Genomic DNA, 17,683 nt, shown 5'->3' on the forward strand with positions numbered 1-17,683 from the left:
TTCGATGGTCTTGAAACGTGGGAGGACGCGCGTGCGTCACAATCCGCGCTGGCCGCGCCCGACGCTGCGTGCCAGCATGGCGGCGATCTGACCTTCGCTTTTCCGAAAGCTCGCAGCATCCGTCGCCGTCACGTTAAAAACGATCTGCGCCCCGCCTCCGCCCGACGGCGCGGCAACGCCGAGAGCGCCATCCGAACCGCGCTTCAGCGGCAGGATCGCTTCCGCCCCCGCCTCGCCCATCAGGCCAAGCCCGCCGCCCATCGGGAAAAAGGCGGGGCTGGAAACTATGCCGCCATCGGCAAAGGGCGTGATGCTGCGTCCCGGCACACCGCCATCGGCAAAAGCGAACAGCGAACCGCCGCCGTTCAAAAGCCCGCTGACGGCATTGCCGATCATGCCCTCCAGCGGTTTCAGACCGGCCGAAAGCGCGATGCCGGACAGCCGCTGCCCCAACCCGCGCAACACATCGTCCAGCCCCCTGCCGCCCGCCGTCGCCGCCTGCAGGGCCGAGGTCAGGGCCGCACCGAACCGCTCGGACCGGCGTTCGAGATCGCCCATCACCTCGGACAGCGCCTCCGCCTCTTCCCGGTTCTCCGCCATCGATCCTTCGCCCGCCATCGCGCTTGCCTTTCTGATTCAACTGGGGAATGCATGGTGCTGAAACAGCTTTCAAAAACCGCTGTTCCAACCCACACTCTTTTAAAACCCAACTTCTTGGGTTATGGTTCTCATGGTCACGGTTCTCCGCCAGCATGGCATGCGTTTTGTCATCTACACGGCCGATCACGAGCCGCCGCATGCCCATGTCTATGGAGAGGGTGAAGCCCGTATCGACATCGTCAGCCTCGTCGTTCTCACACAGGGCGGCATGTCAGACCGGGATGTGCGGCGCGCCGTCGCCGTCATCGAGGAAAACCGGAAGCTGTTTATGGAAACCTGGAGACGATATCATGGTTGAGGTCAGCGATGCCGAACTCGCCGCCGCCAAGGAACGCTGGCAAAAAGAGCGCGCCGAGCGCCCCATTCCGGTTTCCGTGCGTTTCGAAACGGCCTCGGCTCGTGTCATCGTCGATTTCGCCAACGGCGCCTGCTTCATGTTTCCCGCGCGAGCGCTCGAAGGCTTGCAGGAGGCGACCGCCGAACAGCTTGCGGATGTCGAACTGCTCGGCGAGACGGGTCTGCATTGGGAAACCCTCGATGTCGACTATACGATCAGCGGCCTGATGAACGGTATTTTCGGCAGCCGCACATTCATGGAAGCGCAGCGCAAGGGCGGGCAATCCCGCTCTCCGGCCAAGACGGCAGCCAGTCGCGCGAACGGTGCCAAGGGCGGCCGTCCACGAAAAATGCCCTGACGCCATTATCTGTCGGGAAACCGCCGCATCATCGCCTCCATCGCCTGACGATCCGGACCGCGGGGGACGGCGTTGCCGCCCGTCATCGCGAAGAATTCCCGCGGGGTCAGCCGCCAGAAGGTTTCGGAGGAGAGCCGCAGCAGGCAGAAGCCGGCATGGATCGCTGCCTCCCAGGGGAACGGGCGCGGCGTCGCTTCGCCTGCTGCGGCGCTCAAGGGTCCGGCGGCGTCTCGCCTTTCAGGCCGCCGAAGGTGGCGGTCAGAAGGTCGGCGACGATGGCGGCGTGGCCGGCAATGCCGCCTTCCACCGTGGCGGCGGCCACATCCTCGTCGGAAAAGACATTGCCCGCGCCGCGCAGGCCCGCGCCGATCACCCTTATCATGTCGACCGCCTTCATGCGGCCGCTCGCAAAACGTTCGGCGAGCGCTGTGAGGTCGTCGGCTGCAAAGGCGGTTTCGAGTTCGGCCAAGGCCCCGAGCGTCAGGCAGAGAACGCGCCTTTCGCCGTCGATCAGCGCTTCGATCTCGCCGCGATGGCGGTTCGCCCGCCCGTAACGCAAACGCTCAGCCATCACAGCGCTCCGAATGTGAGAAGACCGGCCGATTCCAGCGCGATCTCGAATTGCACCTCGCCATCGTGGCGGCCGGAATATTCGAGCGCCACGATCTGGAACGGCCCGGTAACGATGCCGAAACCGGGAATGACGATCTGCCAGCCGGGAATGGTCCCGGAGAAAAATGCGCCGCGCACCAGCGCATCGCTCGCCTGATCCTTGAAGATGCCGGAGGCCGTGAGCGATGCCCGCTGCACGCCGGCGCCGGCAAGAAGCTCCCGCCAGCGCCCCGCGCTTTCGGCATCCGTCACATCGACGGCCTGCGCATTGAAGGCCAGCCGTTTTGTCCTCAGCCCCGCAACGGTTGCGTAGGAACCGGCATTGTCGATCTTCAGCAGCAGGTCCTTGCCCTTCTGCGCCACCATGTTGTTTCCTTTCGTCTCGATTGCTGTTGCGGGGTCGCGATGGGCCTGCTACCAAAAGCGTTCCTGCACCTCGCACCCCGCGATCTCACCATGTCCGACGCTGCCCCCCTGACGTCTCGCGCGCGCCTTATCGGCGTGCTTGCGGTCGGGCAGATCGTGAGCTGGGGTAGCGGTTTCGATATGCTGGCCGTCCTCGGGCCACGGATCGGCCAGGAGCTGGCCATCACCAACGGCGTGGTTTTCGCCGGCCTCACGATCATGATGACCATCAGCGCCCTGTGCGGCCCGCTGCTTGGAAGAATGCTGATGCGCCACGGCGCGACGCCCGTGCTGGCGGCCGGTTCGGTATTCTTCGCGGCCGGCTTTGCCGTGCTCGCCCTCGCGGGCGGGACGATGAGCTATCTCTTCGGCTGGGCCGTGATGGGTTTTGCCGCCACCTGCGGCCTGACGACGGCGGCCCATGCGGCTGTAGTGGAACGCGTGGGCGCGGAAAGCGGCCGGCTTTTGACGCTGCTGATGCTGTTTACCGGGCTTTCGGCGGCGGTTTTCCTGCCGGTCACCACCATTGCCGATCAGCATCTCGGCTGGCGCGGCACGCTTGCCGCCTATGCCTGTCTGCAAATTTTCATCCTTCTGCCGCTCTATCTTTTCGTGCTTCCCGGCCGTCCGGCCCGAAAAGAGGCAAAGCCGAAAGAAGAGACGGCGATGTCGCCCTCACCGGTCGATACGCGGCGCGCCTTCGTGCTGCTGGCCGCCATGACGACGATCAGCGCGTTTACGACCTTCGGCCTGTCACCGCTCCTGCCACTGCTTCTGGTTCAGGCCGGCGCAACGCAATCGCTTGCGGTGCAACTGGCATCGGCACGCAGCGTCCTTGCGATTACGGCGCGCGGGCTGGATTTTCTGCTCGGGAAGCACGGAAATCCCTTCCTCACAGCCATGATCGGCTTCTGTCTGCTGCTCTTCTCCCTGCTGCTGTTGCTCGTTTTTGCTCCGGCCATGCCTGCCTTCATCGGTTTCATCGTTTTCTTCGGCTTTGGCGCCGGCGTGCTCACCGTCAGCCGTGCCGTGTTGCCGCTGGCTGTGTTTTCCCCGGAAGAATATGGGCTTCAGGCCGCGCGCATCTCCCTGCCGCAGAACCTCGCCATTGCCGTGGCGCCGGTCATCTTCACCCTGGCGCTGGATCGCGGCGGCGTATCCGCCATGCTCACCATCGCCTCCGTGCTGATCGGCATTTCGTTTCTGCTGCTGATCGTTCTGTGGAAAACCGTGCGCAGGCAGGGTTCCTGAAACGGCGTTACTCCGTCACCGCCCTGAAACGCATCTCCGCGATGAAATTCCGTGTCTTCGCCTCGCGCCGCGAGCGGCTGGAAAGAAGATGCAGATTGACGAGAGAAACGCCGGCAATCGGCAGCGCCGCATCATGGAGCAGGATTTTCACCCGGTCGACGATTTCGCCGGCACCCCTGCGGCCATTGGCGTCGCTCCATATCTGCAGCGACAGAAAATGCTCCTCGGCCTTTTCCGTCGCCGTCGAATAGTCCCGGCTTTCAAGATCATCGATAACGATGCACGGCAGAACCGCGCGCGGCAGAAGCCGGTCGACGATGCCGCCGGGGATAAGCGCCGTCAGCGCCGCATCGCTGCCGAGCCTTGCGAAAATTGCCTGCAGAAGCAGATTTGCGGCGCTCATCGACTTTCCTCCTCGCAGCGGCAGACGATGAAGCGACGCGTCTCATCCGGGTCCATCACCGCCCGGATCGCCAGAATGCGGCGGCCCTTGCGAAAGCGCATGCCGGCGGCGATGTCGCCGCGGTAAGCCAACCAGACGCGATGGGTAATCGTCACGCCCTCGGCCGAGGCCCGTTCATGCGACGCCTCCGAAACGGGTTCGATCGCAGCCCAGAGCGACCGCAGGAAATTCCAGCTTTCCGCAGCACCGCCCTGCCCGTCCGGCGTTTCGGTCCGCACGTCCAGTTCCAGCCGCGCCGTCAACCTGCCGGGATCGAGAAAAACAAGGTTCATGTCTCAAAGCCCCAGACGGCAGAAAGGCGCCACCAGCCGCTCGTAACCGGCGGGAATGGCGGCGGGCTGGTTTTCCGGGGCGAGAGCACCGCGAAAGGCGAACATCTGCGCCACATGCATCAGCATGGCGCGTTTCAGCGTGTCGGGCACATCCGTTCCCGCTTCACCGTAGCCGGCAATGAAATCGATCTCGATGCCGTTCATCGCCCGTCCGGGTGCCGGCGGATCGCGCAGCCACAGCCTTGCCGGACGCGCCGCGCCATCGAGCAATTTTTCCCCGGCGGCGATATCTACCGAGCGCCCCTCACCGTCAAAAACCAGAATCGTTTCGATGGCTTGCACCGGTGTCCTGCCAATCGGAATCACGCCGCTCTCAGGCCACCGGTCGAGATAAAGCCGCCAGTTCTGACGGATGAGGCAAAGTCCGGTCGTGCGTTCCAGATGCTCGCGGGCGGTGCGGATGAGCGCGGCAAGAAGCGCGTCCTCATCGCCGCTATCGAGACGCAGATGCGCCTTCACCTCGGCAAGCGTCAGCGGCTCCGCCTGCGGCGGATGAATGAGGGCATAGGTCATGGGGTCTCCGGAAGAAAGGTAGTCGCATTGGCGAGCGGGCACCGCTTGTTTCTTCTCCCCGAGGGGGAGAAGTCCGCGGCAGCGGGATGAGGGGGCAAGGGTAGATGTGTTCAGAGAGCTTGCCCCCTCATCTGCCCCTTCGGGGCATCTTCTCCCCGGCGGGGAGAAGAAAGGGCGGTCAATTCACCCCGAATTTCACCAGCTTGATCGCCTCGAAATTCTGCACGCCGCCGCCCACGCGTTTGGTGGTGTAGAACAGCACATAGGGTTTGGCCGAATAGGGATCGCGCAGGATGCGCACCCCGGTACGGTCGACGACGAGATAGCCGGCGCGGAAATCGCCAAAGGCGATGGCGAAGCTGTTGGCCGCCACATTCGGCATATCCTCCGCCTCCGTCACCGGAAAGCCCATCAGCGAGGCGGGCTGGCCGGCAGCGGCGGGCGGGTGCCACAGATAGGCGCCGCTGGTATCCTTGAAGCGTCGCAGCGCCCCTTGCGTCTTGCGGTTCATCAGGAAGGTTCCGTTCTGGCGGTGGCCGGCCTTCAGCGCATAAACGACATCGAGCAGCACATCCATCGGCCCGGCCGAGGCGAAACCGGCCGAAACGCCGGTCGCGACATAACCGATATTGCCCCAGCTCCAGCCATCATTGGCGATGGCGGCATAGGAGAGGAAACCCCTGGGTTTGTTGACGCCATCGCCGGCGATGAAGGCGGCAGCCTCCTGTTCGGCGAAAGCAATGTCCACTTCGGAAGCGATCCAGGCTTCGATATCGACTGCCGCATCATCCAGCAACCCTTGAGTCGCGGCCGGCATGGCGTAAAGCTCCATGGTCGGGAAGGAAAGCTCGGCGAGCTGCGGCGTTGCCGTTTGCGGACGCGCCGCCGTCTCAGAAACCCAGCCGGTCGTCATCCCGCCGGGCGAGAAGGGTTTCTTCAGCACGGCGGCGGAAACCTGCCGGACGGTCGCCAGCGCGCGGATCGGCGAAATCGCCGTCATGCGCCGGCCGATCTCTCCATCCGTCTCGTTCGGCAGCAGAAAACCGCCATCGGCCCCGGTCGAACCGGCAAAGGCCTTGGCCTCCAGATCGCGTAGCGCCCCCTCCTCGCCGCGACGGATATAGGCTTCGAAAGCAGCCTTGTGCTCTTCGGCATCGTGGGAAAGCGCATCCTTGCGGCCAAGCGCGGGACGCGCCTTTTTCAGCGCCAGATCGTCCATGATCCGGCGGTTGTCGTCGAGCGCCCTGTCGATACGGTCGAGCTTGTCGCGGGTCACGACATCCGCGCCCATCTTGCGCTCGATGTCGGCAAGCCGCTGGTCGTTGGTCTCGCGAAAGGCCTCGAAGGCTTCCATGAACTCATCGAAGGCCGCCGTCACCGTATCGGGCACGGCCTTTACCTGCGGCGCGACGGTCATCAGGGCCGGTTTCGTCATCTGGTCTGTCATGTCGTTTCCTTGTTGGTGATTGTCCGGAAGTCAGCGTTTGGGTGTCGTGTCGAACAGCGCGCGGGCGGCGCGGCGCATGGTGCGCACCAGCTCGGTCTCGCGGTCGCGGAAGAAGCGAGCATGCTTGACGTCGGAAACGCGCGCCGAGGGCAGCATCGGGAAGGTCACGACCGAGATTTCCCAGAGGTCGGCCTCCAGGATGCGCCGGACGCCGTGGCTCGCCGCCTTGCCGGAACGCACCGTTCGGAATCCGATGGACAGCCCGTCCAGCGCCCCGGTCTTCATCAGTGAATGCACCTCGCGGGAGCGGGCGACGCCGGGGGCGAGAACGCCCTCGACATAAAGGCCGCGCTCGTCCTCGCGGATGGTGCGCCAGGCGCCGATGGGCTCGGCCGGATCGTGCTGGTAGAGCATGCGGATGCCGGCTGCGCCCCGCTCCTCGATGGAGCGGCGGAAAGCGCCGCGCTCGATGACATCCTGACCGAGATCGACCTCGCCGAAAACGCTGGCATAACCGGAAAAGGTGCCGTCGCTGGCAATGCCGCGCAGTTCCAGATTGGCGAATTTGCGCGTGGCGGGACGCGGCCCGCGATAAACGTGCATGGAAAACTCCTGCGATGTGAAGGAAGTGTCAGGCGCGCGGGCGCGCACCGTAACGGTCGGCGATGCGCACCAGCACGCCCAACCCCCACCACGCGCCCATGCTGGCGGCGGCGGAACCCGCCACCATGATTTCCCGGCCCGAAAGCGCGCCGGCGATATCGAGCTGCTGCACGATCCACAGGCCGATAGGCCCGCCGAAGATCATGCCGCAGGAAACGCCGGTGATGAAACGGCTCGCGGCCTCGCGTTTGCTTTTCGGCAGGAGATAAACGAGCGACACACCCGCGCCCGCCACGGCGCCGGTGATGCGGGCGGCCCAGATGCCGGCCTCATTGGCGAATTCAGACATGGGTAATCATTCCGTTCTAGGATGTGGTTATCGGGCGGACGCGCCGCGTCGCACGCAGGCGTTTTTTGCGCGCCTGCGCCGGGTGATTTTGCGAATCTTCGGAATCGCTTGGGCGGAAGAGCTCACAAAGAGAGTCCACCTCTTCAGAAAATGATTGAACGGGACACCGGGGTTTCGATCCCGCCGGGGCGGCGATCAATAACCGACGGCCTCACGCTTTTCCTCGTCGCTCAGGAACGAGGCCGCGCCGATGCGTGCCCAGAGCGCATCCCGCTCGCCGGCAAGCCCGGCAATCCGGTCGAGATCGGGTTCGAGCCTCAGCCCAGAGCCGAAGACCGGAGAAAGCCAGCCGCAGAGCCTCGCCGCCGTGCGATAAACGAGCGGCAGGACGGTGAGACGATAAAAGGCGCGGTTCGCCTCCTGGTAATTGGCATAGGTATTGTCGCCGGGAATGCCGATCAGCATCGGCGGCACGCCGAGCGAAAGCGCGATATCGCGCGCCGCCCCGTTGCGGGCCTCGAGAAAATCCATGTCGCGCGGCGAAAGACCCATGGCCTTCCAGTCCAGCCCGCCTTCCAGCAGCAAAGGCCGGCCGGCATTCATCGCGCCCTGATAGCCTTCCTCCAACTCGCGCTTCAGCCGCTCATATTGTTCGGTGGAGAGATTGCCGCCCTCCTTCGGCTGGTAGACCAGCGCGCCGGATGGCCGGGCGGAATTGTCGAGCAGGCGCTTGTTCCACTGGCTTGCGGCATTGTGCAGATCGAGCGCGGCCCCTGCGGAGGCGAGCGGCGCAAAACCCGCCCGGTCATCCAGCGGATGGAAAAGTTTCAGATGCAGCAGCCCCAGCCCGTCGCGCTCGGCGGCGATGCGCCGGGAGGCGCGGCCCTCGGCGCGGTAATCATAGGCCACCGGCCAGCCATCCGGCCCTTCGACGATGCTGACCCTGTCTGGCCGCAGCAGATGCAGCTCGCGCAGCCGCCCGCCCACCGTCAGCGGCTCGATATAGGCATTTCCGGCGAGCATGAGGTGGCCATAAAGCGCCTCGAAGAAATCCGGCCCGCCCATATGGGCGCCCGGTTTTAAAAGCAGCGCCAGCAGCGGGTGATCGGCGAGCTCCTCTTCGCCATCATAAAGCAGCCAGCTGACGGAAGCCGAGGTCTCCGCCACCATGCGAGCGGCCCGGTGCGCGACCGGGTTTTTCATGAAGCCCTCGCGGGCAAGTGCGGCATAGGACCGGCCCGACCAGAAAGCCTGCCCGCCCTGCACGGCAACCGCCATGAAGCCATCGGCCATTTTCCGGCTTTCAGGCACGGCTCTGCCATCCGCCGGGCGCAGCCACGGCAGGGAAAAGGGAAATCGCATGGAGTTGTCCTTGTTTTGATGGCGCGCGGCGTCGAGTCCTGCGGCGTCGCCCGCGTGGGGTTTTCACCGACAGGGTAGACCCTGAAATTTCTGACGAGTCCTGAAAGCTCTCTTTCGTCATGCTCGGGCCTGTCCCGAGCATCTGCAACGTCTCGATTTTATTGGACGTGATCAGATCCTTGGGACAAGCCCAAGGATGACGTCGCGCGTGAGGCACCCTGTCCGCACAGCGGCAATATTTCGCGCCGACCTCGGTGAAACCTGACGTCTACCGGATCGGCGCTTTCACCGCCGTATCGCTGTCGAAATCGGCGGCGACGCGGGTTTCGCGCAGCGGCTTTACCGTGCGGGTCGAAAGATCATAAGCGGGGTCGGCCTTGTAAGCGGCGAGTGCCGCCTCGTTTTCGAACTCGCCATAGACGATGAAATCGACCGAATTGCCCCATTGGTCCTTCTTCACGTTCTCGCCGATTTCCAGCTTCAGCGAATGCGGTATCGCGGTGAGGCCGGAAAGCCCCCTGCGCACGGCGTCGCGGTTTTCCTCGGGAACGGTGAAAAAGACGATATGGCGGATCACGGTGTCACCTGTCATGCAGAATTCGGAGGCAGCCTTTTCGGCACCGGGTAACGGGTTATCATCTGGCCCGCCCGGGTTCAATCCGCGCCGCGACAAGCGCGTGATGAAATGCGCGCCCGTAACCGCCCACCAGCCGCGCCCGGTCGCTGCCATTGATGATGGCACGGGCGCCGTCCCAATCCTCACGCCTGTCGCTGAAGAAATCGGAGAGCCTGCGGCCGGTAAAACCGCCGCCCGCCATGCCGTGGATCAGGATCGCGGTGGCCACCTCCGCCTCCATGGCGCGCTCGGGCCGTTCCAGGAGATCGACGCCAGTCAGCGCCATCATGGCCTCGTAATTGCGCCGATGCGTCAACTGCACGAAGCCGCGCCCCAGCCAGCTCTTACCCTCCGTGTCCGGCCGCCAATAGGGCTTGCGCACCATCGGCAGCCTGCCCGCCGCAAAGGCGCGGTCGAGCCTTGCCATCGCCTCGGTATCGCTTGCCGCCAATGTCTCGCGCACCGGCTGCATTGTCGCCGCCGTCTCGTGAAAGGCCGTCGCCAGCATATAGGCGAGCCAGCGCGGATCGCCGCCCGGCATCGACTTTTCAAATCCTGCCAGCATCGTTTTCGTGCCGGCAAGCTGGGCCGCGCGCAGGCGACCGCCGAAAATGGAAATCCGCGCCGACGCGAAGAATCGCGCCTCGTCATAGGCCATGATGGCTCCTGAAAATGATGGGCGATACGACGCCCGGTTTTTCCACATGCAGGCCGCCGGAACTAAATCGATTTGAAAAAACCTTAATCGATTTTAATCCGCGCCCCGGGGTTTTGGGGTAAAAAATTCCTTGAATTCCGGAACCTTAGCGCGCTAACTCCATTCACCGCGCAATCCCGCAGCGTTAACCATTCAAGGAGGAATGCCACCATGACAGCGACAATCCCCCAGACCGTTTATGACCGTCTCGAAAACGAGTGGCGCCAGATGCGTGAAACCGGCTCCCAGCCGAAACCGGCGCAATCCCCGAAGAAATAATATCTACCAGACGCCCGATTTCGGGCGTTGACGGTGCCTCACTTTTCTTCTCCCCGCTGGGGAGAAGATGGCCCGAAGGGTCAGATGAGGGGGCAAGTTCTCCGCATATCTCTACTCTCTCAACACATCTTGACCGTGGCCCCCTCATCCGGCGCTGCGCGCCACCTTCTCCCCGCTCGGGGAGAAGAAACCGGGGGCATCCGCTGACCGGTAATTGGCTCTCCTTCGCGGGAGCCAATAATCAGCCAGCTCACATCCCCCGCACTTTCGGTTCACTCACCACCATCGTCGTCAACGCCGTGATCGCCCAGACGAGCGCATCCAGCCTGTCCGGCGAGCGTCCCGACGAAAGACCATCCGGCCCGAAATCCGTCATCTGGTCTTCCAGCTTTTCAAACCGTGCGGCATGTCGCACCCTGCCCTGCTCGTAGAGTGCGGCAACCGGCTCGGCGCGGGTGAATTTGCCGCGACTGGCCCGCACCAGCGTCAGCGGCAGGTTGGCGTCGATGCTCTGCAGCATGGCGCGCACCATCTCGCCGCCCTGATTGACCTCCGCCACCACCCGGTCCGCCTCGTGGCGACGAAAGGCGGCGACCACGGCGCGGGCCCAGCCGGCCGGCGTTTCGCCCTCCACGGAACAATCCGCAAGCACGTTAAGACGCCCGGACATGCCGAGCCCCGCCACGACGATGCCGCAGCAGGAATGTTCACCGACGCCGGCGGGCGGGTCTACCGCCACCACGATCCGCGTGAGCGGCTCATGCACGGCTTCGATGATCGCTTCCAGATCGGCGCGTTTCCACAGCGCGCCCTCGCGCTCGTCGATCAATTCACCGCCGATTTCCTGACGCCCCAGCCGGGTGCCGCCATAGCGGTCCTGCATGGCTTTGAGAAAACCGGGAGAGAGATTGCGCGCATTCATGGCCGTCGGCATCCGCGCCACCCGTGTTGTGGGATCGGCGAGAAGCGCCTTTAAAAGCGGAATGGGCCGTGGCGTGGTGGTAACAAGTTGCCGGGGCATTTCACCCAGACGCAGGCCGAATTGCAGCATGTCCCAGGTTTCCTGCGGATATTTCCATTTGCCCAGCTCATCCGCCCAGGCCATGTGGAATTGCGGGCCGCGCAGGCTTTCCGGGTCTTCCGAAGAAAACACCTGCGCCATCGCGCCATTCGGCCAGAGGAGCCGTCGGCGCGACACCTCGAAGGCGGGGCGATGGCGGCGGGCGATGCGGCAGATGCCGGAAATGCCGTCTATCATCACCTCGCGGGCGTCACCCAGCGTTTCGGCCACGAGCGCGATGCGCAAATCCGACTGCTTGCCAGCAGAGGCGATATGATGCACCCATTCCGCCCCGGCCCGCGTCTTGCCGGAACCGCGCCCGCCGATCAGCAGCCATGTCCGCCAGTCGCCCTCCGGCGGCTGCTGCGGCAGGTTGCCGATGAAACGCCAATCGCGCAGGAGGTTGAAGACCTGCGCCGGCAGATGGGGTTCGGTCGGCATATCCGTCATGTGTCGGCTTCTGCGGATGGGCTGCGGGCGGGATCGGCCTCCATCTTCGCGCGGCATTTCTGTTCAGCCAGTTCGTCTATGCGGTTGAGGAAATGCGCCACCGCCGCTTCGTAGTCCCCGGCCTCGGTTTCGTCTTCGCCGAAAAGAGCTTCCCTCTCTTCCGCCAGCACCCGTTGCAGGGCGTCGATCCGCTCCAGCGTGCGGACGATCAGCGAAAGCTGGTCCGTCGCAGCCTTCACATCGGCACGCGCCAGCTTGCCCGAAGCGTCCTCCGCCGTCGCCAGAAAGGCCGCTTCGCTCGCCTGACGGAGATTGCGGTACAGGCAGAACTGCTCGCGCATCTCCTCCGTCAGTTCGTTCAGCAATTGCCGCAGGCTGCTGTTGCGCGCCGCATCTTCGGCAGCCAGCCTGTCGGCCCGAGACTTCGTCTCCGGTGCGGCTTCAAGCGCGTCCTCAGCCGCATAGGCGGGCGTTTCCGGCCAGACGCCGTAGAGCGTCGGATCGCAATTGCTGGACATTGTCATGGGATTGGCCTGCGAGAGAAAGAACAAATAAAGAGGAGCGTGGGAACAAGGCACATTTGCATGCACCTCACTCACCCTCATCAAGTCAGTCTTGTTTGGATGTTTTCATACTCTTTGAGCTTGGCGTTTGCGATCACGACGATGTGTCGCATAATCGCGCCGAGGGCTGTGAGCTTTGACTTCCCAGCACTGAGCAGGCGTCTGTATGTTGTGGCAAGATGGCTGTTGCTTTGGCTTGCGGCCATGGCAGCGGTGAAGAGCAGCGGTCGCAATTGTCGTCGTCCACCTGTGGCAAAGCGGCGGCCTTTGTGTGCGCCGCTGTCGCGCGCATGGGGCGCACATCCAGCCAGACTTGCTGCCTGCTTGCGATCGATGAGGCCGAGTTCCGGCATGATTGCCAGCAGCACGGGTGCGATCACCCTGCCGATGCCAGGCACGGTCTGCAGGATTGCTTTTCGATCTTTCATGCGCTTGTTGTGAGCGACGATCGTCTCGATCTGTTTGTCGATCGCCTCGATACGGCGTTTGATTTCGGCAATGTGGCCGGCAATCTCGCCTGCGATCGGCTTATTGCGCGGTGCCTTCAGGCGGTTTTCCTCCTGCACGCGCATGGAGACGAGATCGCTACGACGCAAGACGAGCAGTTTCATCTTTGCTTCGTGCGGCTGGCTCGGCCGCCAGCGTGGGAGGGAATGTGCTCGCGACAGGCCATATTCGGCGATATGGCGCGCATCGATGGGGTCTGTCTTGGCTTTGGCGCCACAGACGCGGATGAAAGCTTTGACCCTCGCGGCGTCTGCGCGGTGGGCGGGGATGGCAAGGTCTTCGAGAACCCCAAGCAGGGCGTCCTCGTACCCGCCGGTTGCCTCGCAGATGGCGAGTGTATCGATACGTCTGGCATAAGGCTTCAGGGTGGCCTTGAGTGCAACTGCGGTGTTTTCGACGGTAACGGTCCTTCCGTTGCTGCTGTCGAAGAGTGTGACGGTTGCTTTGGAGACGTCACATCCCAAGGCGAACTGGATGGAGGCAGACTGGATTTGTACAGTGTTCGGGTTCATGATGGGGCTCCATGCTTGGCATTGTCTGCGGGCGCGGCGCAAGCCAGCCCATTCAAGTCAACAAGCGATGCGAAGCTGGTGCGGCTGCAGCCCAGGATGAGGCCGGTCGATAAGACCCATTCCTGTTCGGGCGTACAATCGCATGACCTCCGGGGTGGCCGCCTCGGAGGTCATCCAACGTCCCGAACAATAAAGCATAATTCCGACAGACAATTCCTGTGCTTGTCACAGGAATCCAGTCGGCGCGCGTCTGCGCGACGGAGGGACTTTCTTTCAGCCCAAGGACTTGGGCTGGCTGGATTCCTGTGACAAGCACAGGAATGAGGTGGTGAAGAAAGCGCCACGGGCAATCCAAAGGAGAACCCATTGCCGTTCAGCCGCAAATCTCCGACCGTAGCCAAACACTATCAAACCACCGTCACGCTGTAAAGGATTATTTTCCTATAATTGTGATTTTTATCCTGCCCGCAGGATTTGCACCCTCGTCCGTCACATATTACACTCAGCACCAGGCGGTGAGTACAAGGGGCGAGTCAAGTTGGTGAAACAATGGGTTGAGCGGTTGTTTGCGGGTCTTTCGGCAACCGGCATCGTCTTCGGCACTATTCTGTTCTGCGCTTCGCTCACGCCCTCGCTCCTGCCGCGCACCTGGTTGATGCAGGGGGTGCTGTGCGGCTTTTCCTTCGCCATCGGTTATCTGATCGGTGTCGCTTTGCACGCCATCTGGGCCTATCTGGAACTGCCCGAACCCTCGCGCCACAATGCGCGCGGCATTCGTTTTCTCATCGCACTTGCCGCCGCCATCACCGCCATCGCGTTTTTATGGCAGGCGAAGGACTGGCAGAATTCCATCCGCGTTTTGATGGAGCTCGATCCGCTGCCCAGCGCCCACCCCACCAAGACCGGCGGCCTTGCCGTGCTGGTCGCCGCCATCCTCATCGGCGCCGGCCGGCTGTTCCAGCTTATCCGCCGGTTCTTCGCTGCGCGCAGCCGTCATTTCCTGCCCCGCCGCCTTGCCAATGTGCTCGGTATCGCGGTGGCGATCATCCTCTCATGGATGCTGCTCAATGGGCTGATCTTCGATATCGGCCTCAGATTTGCCGATTCCTCGCTGAAACAGGTAGATGCTCTGATCGAACCGGATGTGCCGCGCCCGTCAGACGCGCTCAAGACCGGCAGCAGCGCCTCGCTGATGACATGGGAATCGCTCGGACGACGCGGGCGTGAATTCGTCGCAGAGGGTCCGGCGGGCGCGGAGATATCCGCCTTCACCCATCGCCCGGCAAAGGAGCCGCTCAGGGTCTATGCGGGCCTCAACTCGGCGTCGACGCCGGAAGAAAGAGCGGCCTTAGCGCTGGAGGAGCTGAAACGGGTCGGCGGTTTCGAGCGCAAGGTGCTTCTGGTGGTCATTCCCACCGGCACCGGCTGGATCGACCCGGAAGCGCTGGATACGGTCGAATATCTGCATGACGGTGATATCGCCAGCGTCGCCGTGCAATATTCCTATCTCTCGAGCTGGATCGCGCTGCTGACGGAGCCGGATTACGGTGTCGAGACGGCACGCGCTTTGTTCGAGGCCGTCTATGGCTACTGGACCACGCTGCCGAAGGAAACGCGGCCGAAGCTTTACCTGCATGGCCTGAGCCTCGGTTCGCTCAACTCGCAGAAATCCTCGGATCTCTACGATGTGCTCTCCGACCCGTTCCAGGGTGCGCTGTGGAGCGGACCGCCCTTTTCCAGCCCGACATGGCGCATGGCCACCAATGGCCGGGTGAAGGGCACGCCGGAATGGCTGCCGCGCTTCCGCGATTCCTCCGTCATCCGCTTCGCCAACCAATATACCACCGCGCATATGCCCGATGCGGAATGGGGGCCGATGCGGATCGTCTATCTGCAATATGCCAGCGACCCGATCACCTTCTTCGAGGCCGCCTCGCTTTACCGGCGGCCGCAATGGATGGCGCATCACGGGCCTGACGTTTCCACATCCTTCCGCTGGTTCCCGGTGGTGACCCTGCTGCAGCTCGGTCTCGATGTCGCCGCAGCCACCACCGCGCCCATCGGTTATGGCCATGTCTATGCGCCGGAACATTATATCGATGCATGGACGGAAGTAACCGAGCCGCAGGGCTGGAATGCGGAGGATATCCAGCGGCTGAAGATGTTCTTCAAGGCCCGCCGCGGCTCGACCGATCCGGCGTGAGCGCAGCGGGCTCGCTTTGAGCCTCAGCCCTTCAGCCGGTCCAGATTGTCGGCGATATAGGTCTCCAGTGAACGCGGCGCATGGCCGGTCAGCGTCTCGACATCGCCGGTCACCACCGCTGTCCAGCCTTCGCGCACGGGATAGAAGATCGAGGCGAGGAACGAGGCGTAATCCTGCGGCACGCCCGCACCGGTGAGGATGCCGATGAAGACCTCATCCGAAACGGCAGCGTAGGACACCGGCTTGCCGATCGCCTGCGATATCAGTGCGGCCGCTTCGCCGTAACCTAGGGCTTTCGGACCCGTCAGGTTGAAAGCCTTGCCGTTAAAGGCATCAGAGGTCAGGGCTGCGGCAGCGCTGTCGGCGATGTCGCGCACGTCGATGAAGCTAGACTTGCCCTCGCCGGCCGGCACGGCGATCTGGCCGTGGTCGATGCCCGCCTTCCAATAGCTGTGGAAATTATCGGCAAACCAGTTGGGGCGCAGGATGACGTAGGGCGTGCCCGAAGCGATCATCTTCAGCTCGATCTGGCGATAGGGAATGGAATCATCGGCATCGACGCCGAGGACGCTGAGGAACACGATCTTCACCTTGCGGCGCGCCGCCTCCTCGACCACAGGCGTCAGCGCGTCGATGGCATCCAGACGCCCGCCCGCCAGGATGAGGAACAGACGGTCAACGCCGTCGAAGGCATCCGCATAGGTCGATGCGTCGGTATAATCGAAACGCACGCCTTCCGCGCCGCCTGTGGCCTTGCCGCTGCGCGAGGCGGCCTTCACGCTTTCGCCCCTGGAAAGCAGCTCTTTCACCAGCGGCGTGCCGATGGTGCCGGTGGAACCGATTACGAGTATCTTGCCTGTCATCTCAAATCTCCGTAGTATCTAATGGAAACCATGTTTCGAAAACACAGGTACTGCGTTTGCGAAATCATGAAAAGAGAGCACTTTTCGGTTAGCTGGTTTCCTTTCGGAAACCGGCATGGCCGTGAAACGACGGAACAAACCCATGGAACGTATCTATGACGTCTATGAAGACCGCTGCCCCACCCGCATGGTGCTGGACAGGATTGCCGACAAATGGGCGCTGCTGATCCTCGACCGGTTGCGGGTGGAGGCGGTGCGCTTCAACCTGCTGCGCCGGGAGATCAAGGGCATTTCGCAGAAAGTCCTGTCTCAAACGCTGAAGAAGCTCGAGCGCGACGGGCTGATTTCGAGGCAGGTGTTCCCGACCGTGCCGGTGACGGTCGAATATTCGCTGACGCCGCTGGGGCGGACGCTGACCGACACGGTGGCGGCGCTTGCCCATTGGGCGGAGGGGAATATCGACGCGGTGATGGCGGCGCAGAGGGCTTATGATGAGCGGGCGGTGGTTTAAGGTAAGAACACCGTCTTTCACCTCCCTCATTCCTGTGCTTGTCACAGGAATCCAGCCGACGCGCGTCTGCGCGGCGGAAAGACTCCCCTCAACCCAAGGACTTGGGCTGGCTGGATCCCTGTGACAAGCACAGGGATGAGGGAAGAAGAGAGTATCGCGCGCACCCACCGGCCTTTGCGCCCACCGCACGCCCTCAAACGCTCCTACCGCGAAATCCGCGTCGACAGAATGATCGACGACAGCGTGCGCTCCACGCCGTCAAGCGCGCCGATGCGGTCGATCAACCGGTCGAGCTCGAGGATCGAAGGCGCGGCCAGAATGGCGATGAGGTCGAAGGTGCCGCTCACCGAATGCAGCGTCGTCACCTCCTTGATGGCGGCAAGGGCCGCCGTGACACCGGGCAGCGCCTTCGGCCCGATGGTAATCAGCACATGGGCGCGCACCAGCCCGGAAAGATAACTTTCCGAAAGCCTGAGGCCATAACCCGCAATCACGCCGTCCGCCTCCAGCCGCTCGATGCGGGCCTGCACCGTGGTGCGCGAAAGGCCGAGTTTGCGCGCCAGTTCCGCCACCGGCATGCGGGCATTTTCGGAAAGCAGGGCGAGCAGCGCCCGGTCCTTGTCGGCAATCGTCATAGTGACCAATCCTGTCGTCTTATTGCCTAATATTAACCCGCTATCCGCACATAGTGAAGCTGCGAATCGTCAATAAAAACTGGCATTCTGTTCTC

23 protein-coding genes are annotated in these 17,683 nt (G+C 63.1%); 5 read left to right on the forward strand and 18 right to left on the reverse strand.

Annotation, left to right across the window (positions count from 1 at the left end; translation table 11 throughout):
* Positions 1–36: 36 nt before the first annotated feature.
* Positions 37–618, reverse strand: a complete 582-nt coding sequence (locus L901_RS04230) for a phage tail tape measure protein (RefSeq protein ID WP_059753795.1) — start codon at positions 616–618, stop codon at positions 37–39.
* Positions 619–730: 112 nt separating this feature from the next.
* Here L901_RS04230 and L901_RS04235 point away from each other — a divergent pair, with 112 nt between their 5' ends.
* Entirely contained in the window at positions 731–958 is a 228-nt protein-coding gene (locus L901_RS04235; RefSeq protein WP_031233366.1) for a DUF4160 domain-containing protein, read from the forward strand.
* Positions 951–1,355: a DUF2442 domain-containing protein gene (locus tag L901_RS04240; RefSeq protein ID WP_059753797.1), complete on the forward strand. Its 405-nt coding sequence runs from the start codon at positions 951–953 to the stop codon at positions 1,353–1,355. The genes L901_RS04235 and L901_RS04240 overlap by 8 nt, the downstream gene beginning before the upstream one ends.
* Before the next feature lie 5 nt (positions 1,356–1,360).
* Here L901_RS04240 and L901_RS04245 read toward each other — a convergent pair whose 3' ends face one another.
* Genes L901_RS04245 through L901_RS04255 form a run of 3 tightly spaced genes read right to left on the reverse strand, consistent with a single transcriptional unit; the run spans position 1,361 to position 2,333 of the window.
* Positions 1,361–1,570 carry a rcc01693 family protein gene (locus L901_RS04245; RefSeq protein WP_059753799.1) on the reverse strand — a complete coding sequence of 70 codons (210 nt, stop codon included), beginning with the start codon at positions 1,568–1,570 and terminating at the stop codon, positions 1,361–1,363.
* Positions 1,567–1,926 (reverse strand): gene transfer agent family protein, encoded by a 360-nt coding sequence (locus L901_RS04250; RefSeq protein WP_059753802.1) that lies wholly within the window; start codon positions 1,924–1,926, stop codon positions 1,567–1,569. The genes L901_RS04245 and L901_RS04250 overlap by 4 nt, the downstream gene beginning before the upstream one ends.
* On the reverse strand, positions 1,926–2,333 hold the full coding sequence (locus L901_RS04255) for a phage major tail protein, TP901-1 family (protein WP_059753803.1): 408 nt from the start codon (positions 2,331–2,333) through the stop codon (positions 1,926–1,928). The genes L901_RS04250 and L901_RS04255 overlap by 1 nt, the downstream gene beginning before the upstream one ends.
* Before the next feature lie 90 nt (positions 2,334–2,423).
* Here L901_RS04255 and L901_RS04260 point away from each other — a divergent pair, with 90 nt between their 5' ends.
* Positions 2,424–3,623, forward strand: a complete 1,200-nt coding sequence (locus L901_RS04260) for an MFS transporter (RefSeq protein ID WP_059753894.1) — start codon at positions 2,424–2,426, stop codon at positions 3,621–3,623.
* Positions 3,624–3,630: 7 nt separating this feature from the next.
* Here L901_RS04260 and L901_RS04265 read toward each other — a convergent pair whose 3' ends face one another.
* The 12 genes from L901_RS04265 to L901_RS04320 form a co-directional block, all read right to left on the reverse strand.
* A complete protein-coding gene (locus L901_RS04265) occupies positions 3,631–4,026 on the reverse strand; it encodes a DUF3168 domain-containing protein (RefSeq protein ID WP_059753806.1) in 396 nt (131 codons plus the stop codon).
* Positions 4,023–4,358, reverse strand: a complete 336-nt coding sequence (locus L901_RS04270) for a phage head closure protein (protein WP_003521215.1) — start codon at positions 4,356–4,358, stop codon at positions 4,023–4,025. Before L901_RS04270 ends, L901_RS04265 begins: the two co-directional genes overlap by 4 nt.
* 3 nt (positions 4,359–4,361) lie before the next feature.
* A complete protein-coding gene (locus L901_RS04275; RefSeq protein ID WP_059753808.1) occupies positions 4,362–4,931 on the reverse strand; it encodes a head-tail connector protein in 570 nt (189 codons plus the stop codon).
* Between the two features lie 178 nt (positions 4,932–5,109).
* Entirely contained in the window at positions 5,110–6,378 is a 1,269-nt protein-coding gene (locus tag L901_RS04280; RefSeq protein WP_059753811.1) for a phage major capsid protein, read from the reverse strand.
* Positions 6,379–6,408: 30 nt separating this feature from the next.
* Positions 6,409–6,981, reverse strand: a complete 573-nt coding sequence (locus L901_RS04285) for an HK97 family phage prohead protease (RefSeq protein WP_020808623.1) — start codon at positions 6,979–6,981, stop codon at positions 6,409–6,411.
* Between the two features lie 28 nt (positions 6,982–7,009).
* Complete coding sequence (locus L901_RS04290; RefSeq protein WP_020808622.1) at positions 7,010–7,330, reverse strand: DUF6107 family protein; 321 nt, start codon at positions 7,328–7,330, stop codon at positions 7,010–7,012.
* Positions 7,331–7,525: 195 nt separating this feature from the next.
* The gene (locus tag L901_RS04295; protein ID WP_003522331.1) at positions 7,526–8,692 is read right to left on the reverse strand and encodes a phage portal protein; all 1,167 of its coding nucleotides are present in this window, start codon (positions 8,690–8,692) and stop codon (positions 7,526–7,528) included.
* A gap of 268 nt (positions 8,693–8,960) precedes the next feature.
* Entirely contained in the window at positions 8,961–9,269 is a 309-nt protein-coding gene (locus L901_RS04300) for a Dabb family protein (RefSeq protein ID WP_003522330.1), read from the reverse strand.
* A 58-nt stretch (positions 9,270–9,327) separates the two neighbouring features.
* Positions 9,328–9,966, reverse strand: coding sequence for a hypothetical protein (locus L901_RS04305; protein WP_020808621.1), 639 nt, complete (start codon positions 9,964–9,966; stop codon positions 9,328–9,330).
* 568 nt (positions 9,967–10,534) lie between these two features.
* Complete coding sequence (locus L901_RS04310; RefSeq protein WP_020808620.1) at positions 10,535–11,794, reverse strand: DNA-packaging protein; 1,260 nt, start codon at positions 11,792–11,794, stop codon at positions 10,535–10,537.
* Positions 11,791–12,318, reverse strand: a complete 528-nt coding sequence (locus L901_RS04315; protein ID WP_031233364.1) for a hypothetical protein — start codon at positions 12,316–12,318, stop codon at positions 11,791–11,793. Before L901_RS04315 ends, L901_RS04310 begins: the two co-directional genes overlap by 4 nt.
* Before the next feature lie 80 nt (positions 12,319–12,398).
* Positions 12,399–13,376: an IS110 family transposase gene (locus tag L901_RS04320; protein ID WP_059753813.1), complete on the reverse strand. Its 978-nt coding sequence runs from the start codon at positions 13,374–13,376 to the stop codon at positions 12,399–12,401.
* A 562-nt stretch (positions 13,377–13,938) separates the two neighbouring features.
* Between L901_RS04320 and L901_RS04325 the strand changes: the two genes are divergently transcribed.
* Positions 13,939–15,579: an alpha/beta-hydrolase family protein gene (locus L901_RS04325; RefSeq protein ID WP_059753815.1), complete on the forward strand. Its 1,641-nt coding sequence runs from the start codon at positions 13,939–13,941 to the stop codon at positions 15,577–15,579.
* A gap of 23 nt (positions 15,580–15,602) precedes the next feature.
* Here L901_RS04325 and L901_RS04330 read toward each other — a convergent pair whose 3' ends face one another.
* The gene (locus tag L901_RS04330; protein ID WP_059753818.1) at positions 15,603–16,442 is read right to left on the reverse strand and encodes an SDR family oxidoreductase; all 840 of its coding nucleotides are present in this window, start codon (positions 16,440–16,442) and stop codon (positions 15,603–15,605) included.
* A 142-nt stretch (positions 16,443–16,584) separates the two neighbouring features.
* On the opposite strand from L901_RS04330, the gene L901_RS04335 reads away from it, so the two are divergent.
* Entirely contained in the window at positions 16,585–16,953 is a 369-nt protein-coding gene (locus tag L901_RS04335; protein ID WP_003509204.1) for a helix-turn-helix domain-containing protein, read from the forward strand.
* A gap of 203 nt (positions 16,954–17,156) precedes the next feature.
* Here the strand turns inward: L901_RS04335 and L901_RS04340 are convergent, their stop codons facing one another.
* Positions 17,157–17,588, reverse strand: coding sequence for an Lrp/AsnC family transcriptional regulator (locus L901_RS04340; RefSeq protein WP_035262868.1), 432 nt, complete (start codon positions 17,586–17,588; stop codon positions 17,157–17,159).
* Positions 17,589–17,683: the final 95 nt, after the last annotated feature.

The organism is Agrobacterium sp. D14 (assembly GCF_001526505.1).
GTDB classification, from domain to species: Bacteria; Pseudomonadota; Alphaproteobacteria; order Rhizobiales; family Rhizobiaceae; genus Agrobacterium; species Agrobacterium leguminum.

Coding starts and splice junctions, on each gene's coding strand:
- L901_RS04230 (WP_059753795.1), bottom strand. CDS start 618: ATGGCGGGCGAAGGATCGATGGCGGAGAACCGGGAAGAGGCGGAGGCG.
- L901_RS04235 (WP_031233366.1), top strand. CDS start 731: ATGGTCACGGTTCTCCGCCAGCATGGCATGCGTTTTGTCATCTACACG.
- L901_RS04240 (WP_059753797.1), top strand. CDS start 951: ATGGTTGAGGTCAGCGATGCCGAACTCGCCGCCGCCAAGGAACGCTGG.
- L901_RS04250 (WP_059753802.1), bottom strand. CDS start 1,926: ATGGCTGAGCGTTTGCGTTACGGGCGGGCGAACCGCCATCGCGGCGAG.
- L901_RS04255 (WP_059753803.1), bottom strand. CDS start 2,333: ATGGTGGCGCAGAAGGGCAAGGACCTGCTGCTGAAGATCGACAATGCC.
- L901_RS04260 (WP_059753894.1), top strand. CDS start 2,424: ATGTCCGACGCTGCCCCCCTGACGTCTCGCGCGCGCCTTATCGGCGTG.
- L901_RS04265 (WP_059753806.1), bottom strand. CDS start 4,026: ATGAGCGCCGCAAATCTGCTTCTGCAGGCAATTTTCGCAAGGCTCGGC.
- L901_RS04270 (WP_003521215.1), bottom strand. CDS start 4,358: ATGAACCTTGTTTTTCTCGATCCCGGCAGGTTGACGGCGCGGCTGGAA.
- L901_RS04275 (WP_059753808.1), bottom strand. CDS start 4,931: ATGACCTATGCCCTCATTCATCCGCCGCAGGCGGAGCCGCTGACGCTT.
- L901_RS04280 (WP_059753811.1), bottom strand. CDS start 6,378: ATGACAGACCAGATGACGAAACCGGCCCTGATGACCGTCGCGCCGCAG.
- L901_RS04285 (WP_020808623.1), bottom strand. CDS start 6,981: ATGCACGTTTATCGCGGGCCGCGTCCCGCCACGCGCAAATTCGCCAAT.
- L901_RS04290 (WP_020808622.1), bottom strand. CDS start 7,330: ATGTCTGAATTCGCCAATGAGGCCGGCATCTGGGCCGCCCGCATCACC.
- L901_RS04295 (WP_003522331.1), bottom strand. CDS start 8,692: ATGCGATTTCCCTTTTCCCTGCCGTGGCTGCGCCCGGCGGATGGCAGA.
- L901_RS04305 (WP_020808621.1), bottom strand. CDS start 9,966: ATGGCCTATGACGAGGCGCGATTCTTCGCGTCGGCGCGGATTTCCATT.
- L901_RS04310 (WP_020808620.1), bottom strand. CDS start 11,794: ATGACGGATATGCCGACCGAACCCCATCTGCCGGCGCAGGTCTTCAAC.
- L901_RS04315 (WP_031233364.1), bottom strand. CDS start 12,318: ATGACAATGTCCAGCAATTGCGATCCGACGCTCTACGGCGTCTGGCCG.
- L901_RS04320 (WP_059753813.1), bottom strand. CDS start 13,376: ATGAACCCGAACACTGTACAAATCCAGTCTGCCTCCATCCAGTTCGCC.
- L901_RS04330 (WP_059753818.1), bottom strand. CDS start 16,442: ATGACAGGCAAGATACTCGTAATCGGTTCCACCGGCACCATCGGCACG.
- L901_RS04335 (WP_003509204.1), top strand. CDS start 16,585: ATGGAACGTATCTATGACGTCTATGAAGACCGCTGCCCCACCCGCATG.
- L901_RS04340 (WP_035262868.1), bottom strand. CDS start 17,588: ATGACGATTGCCGACAAGGACCGGGCGCTGCTCGCCCTGCTTTCCGAA.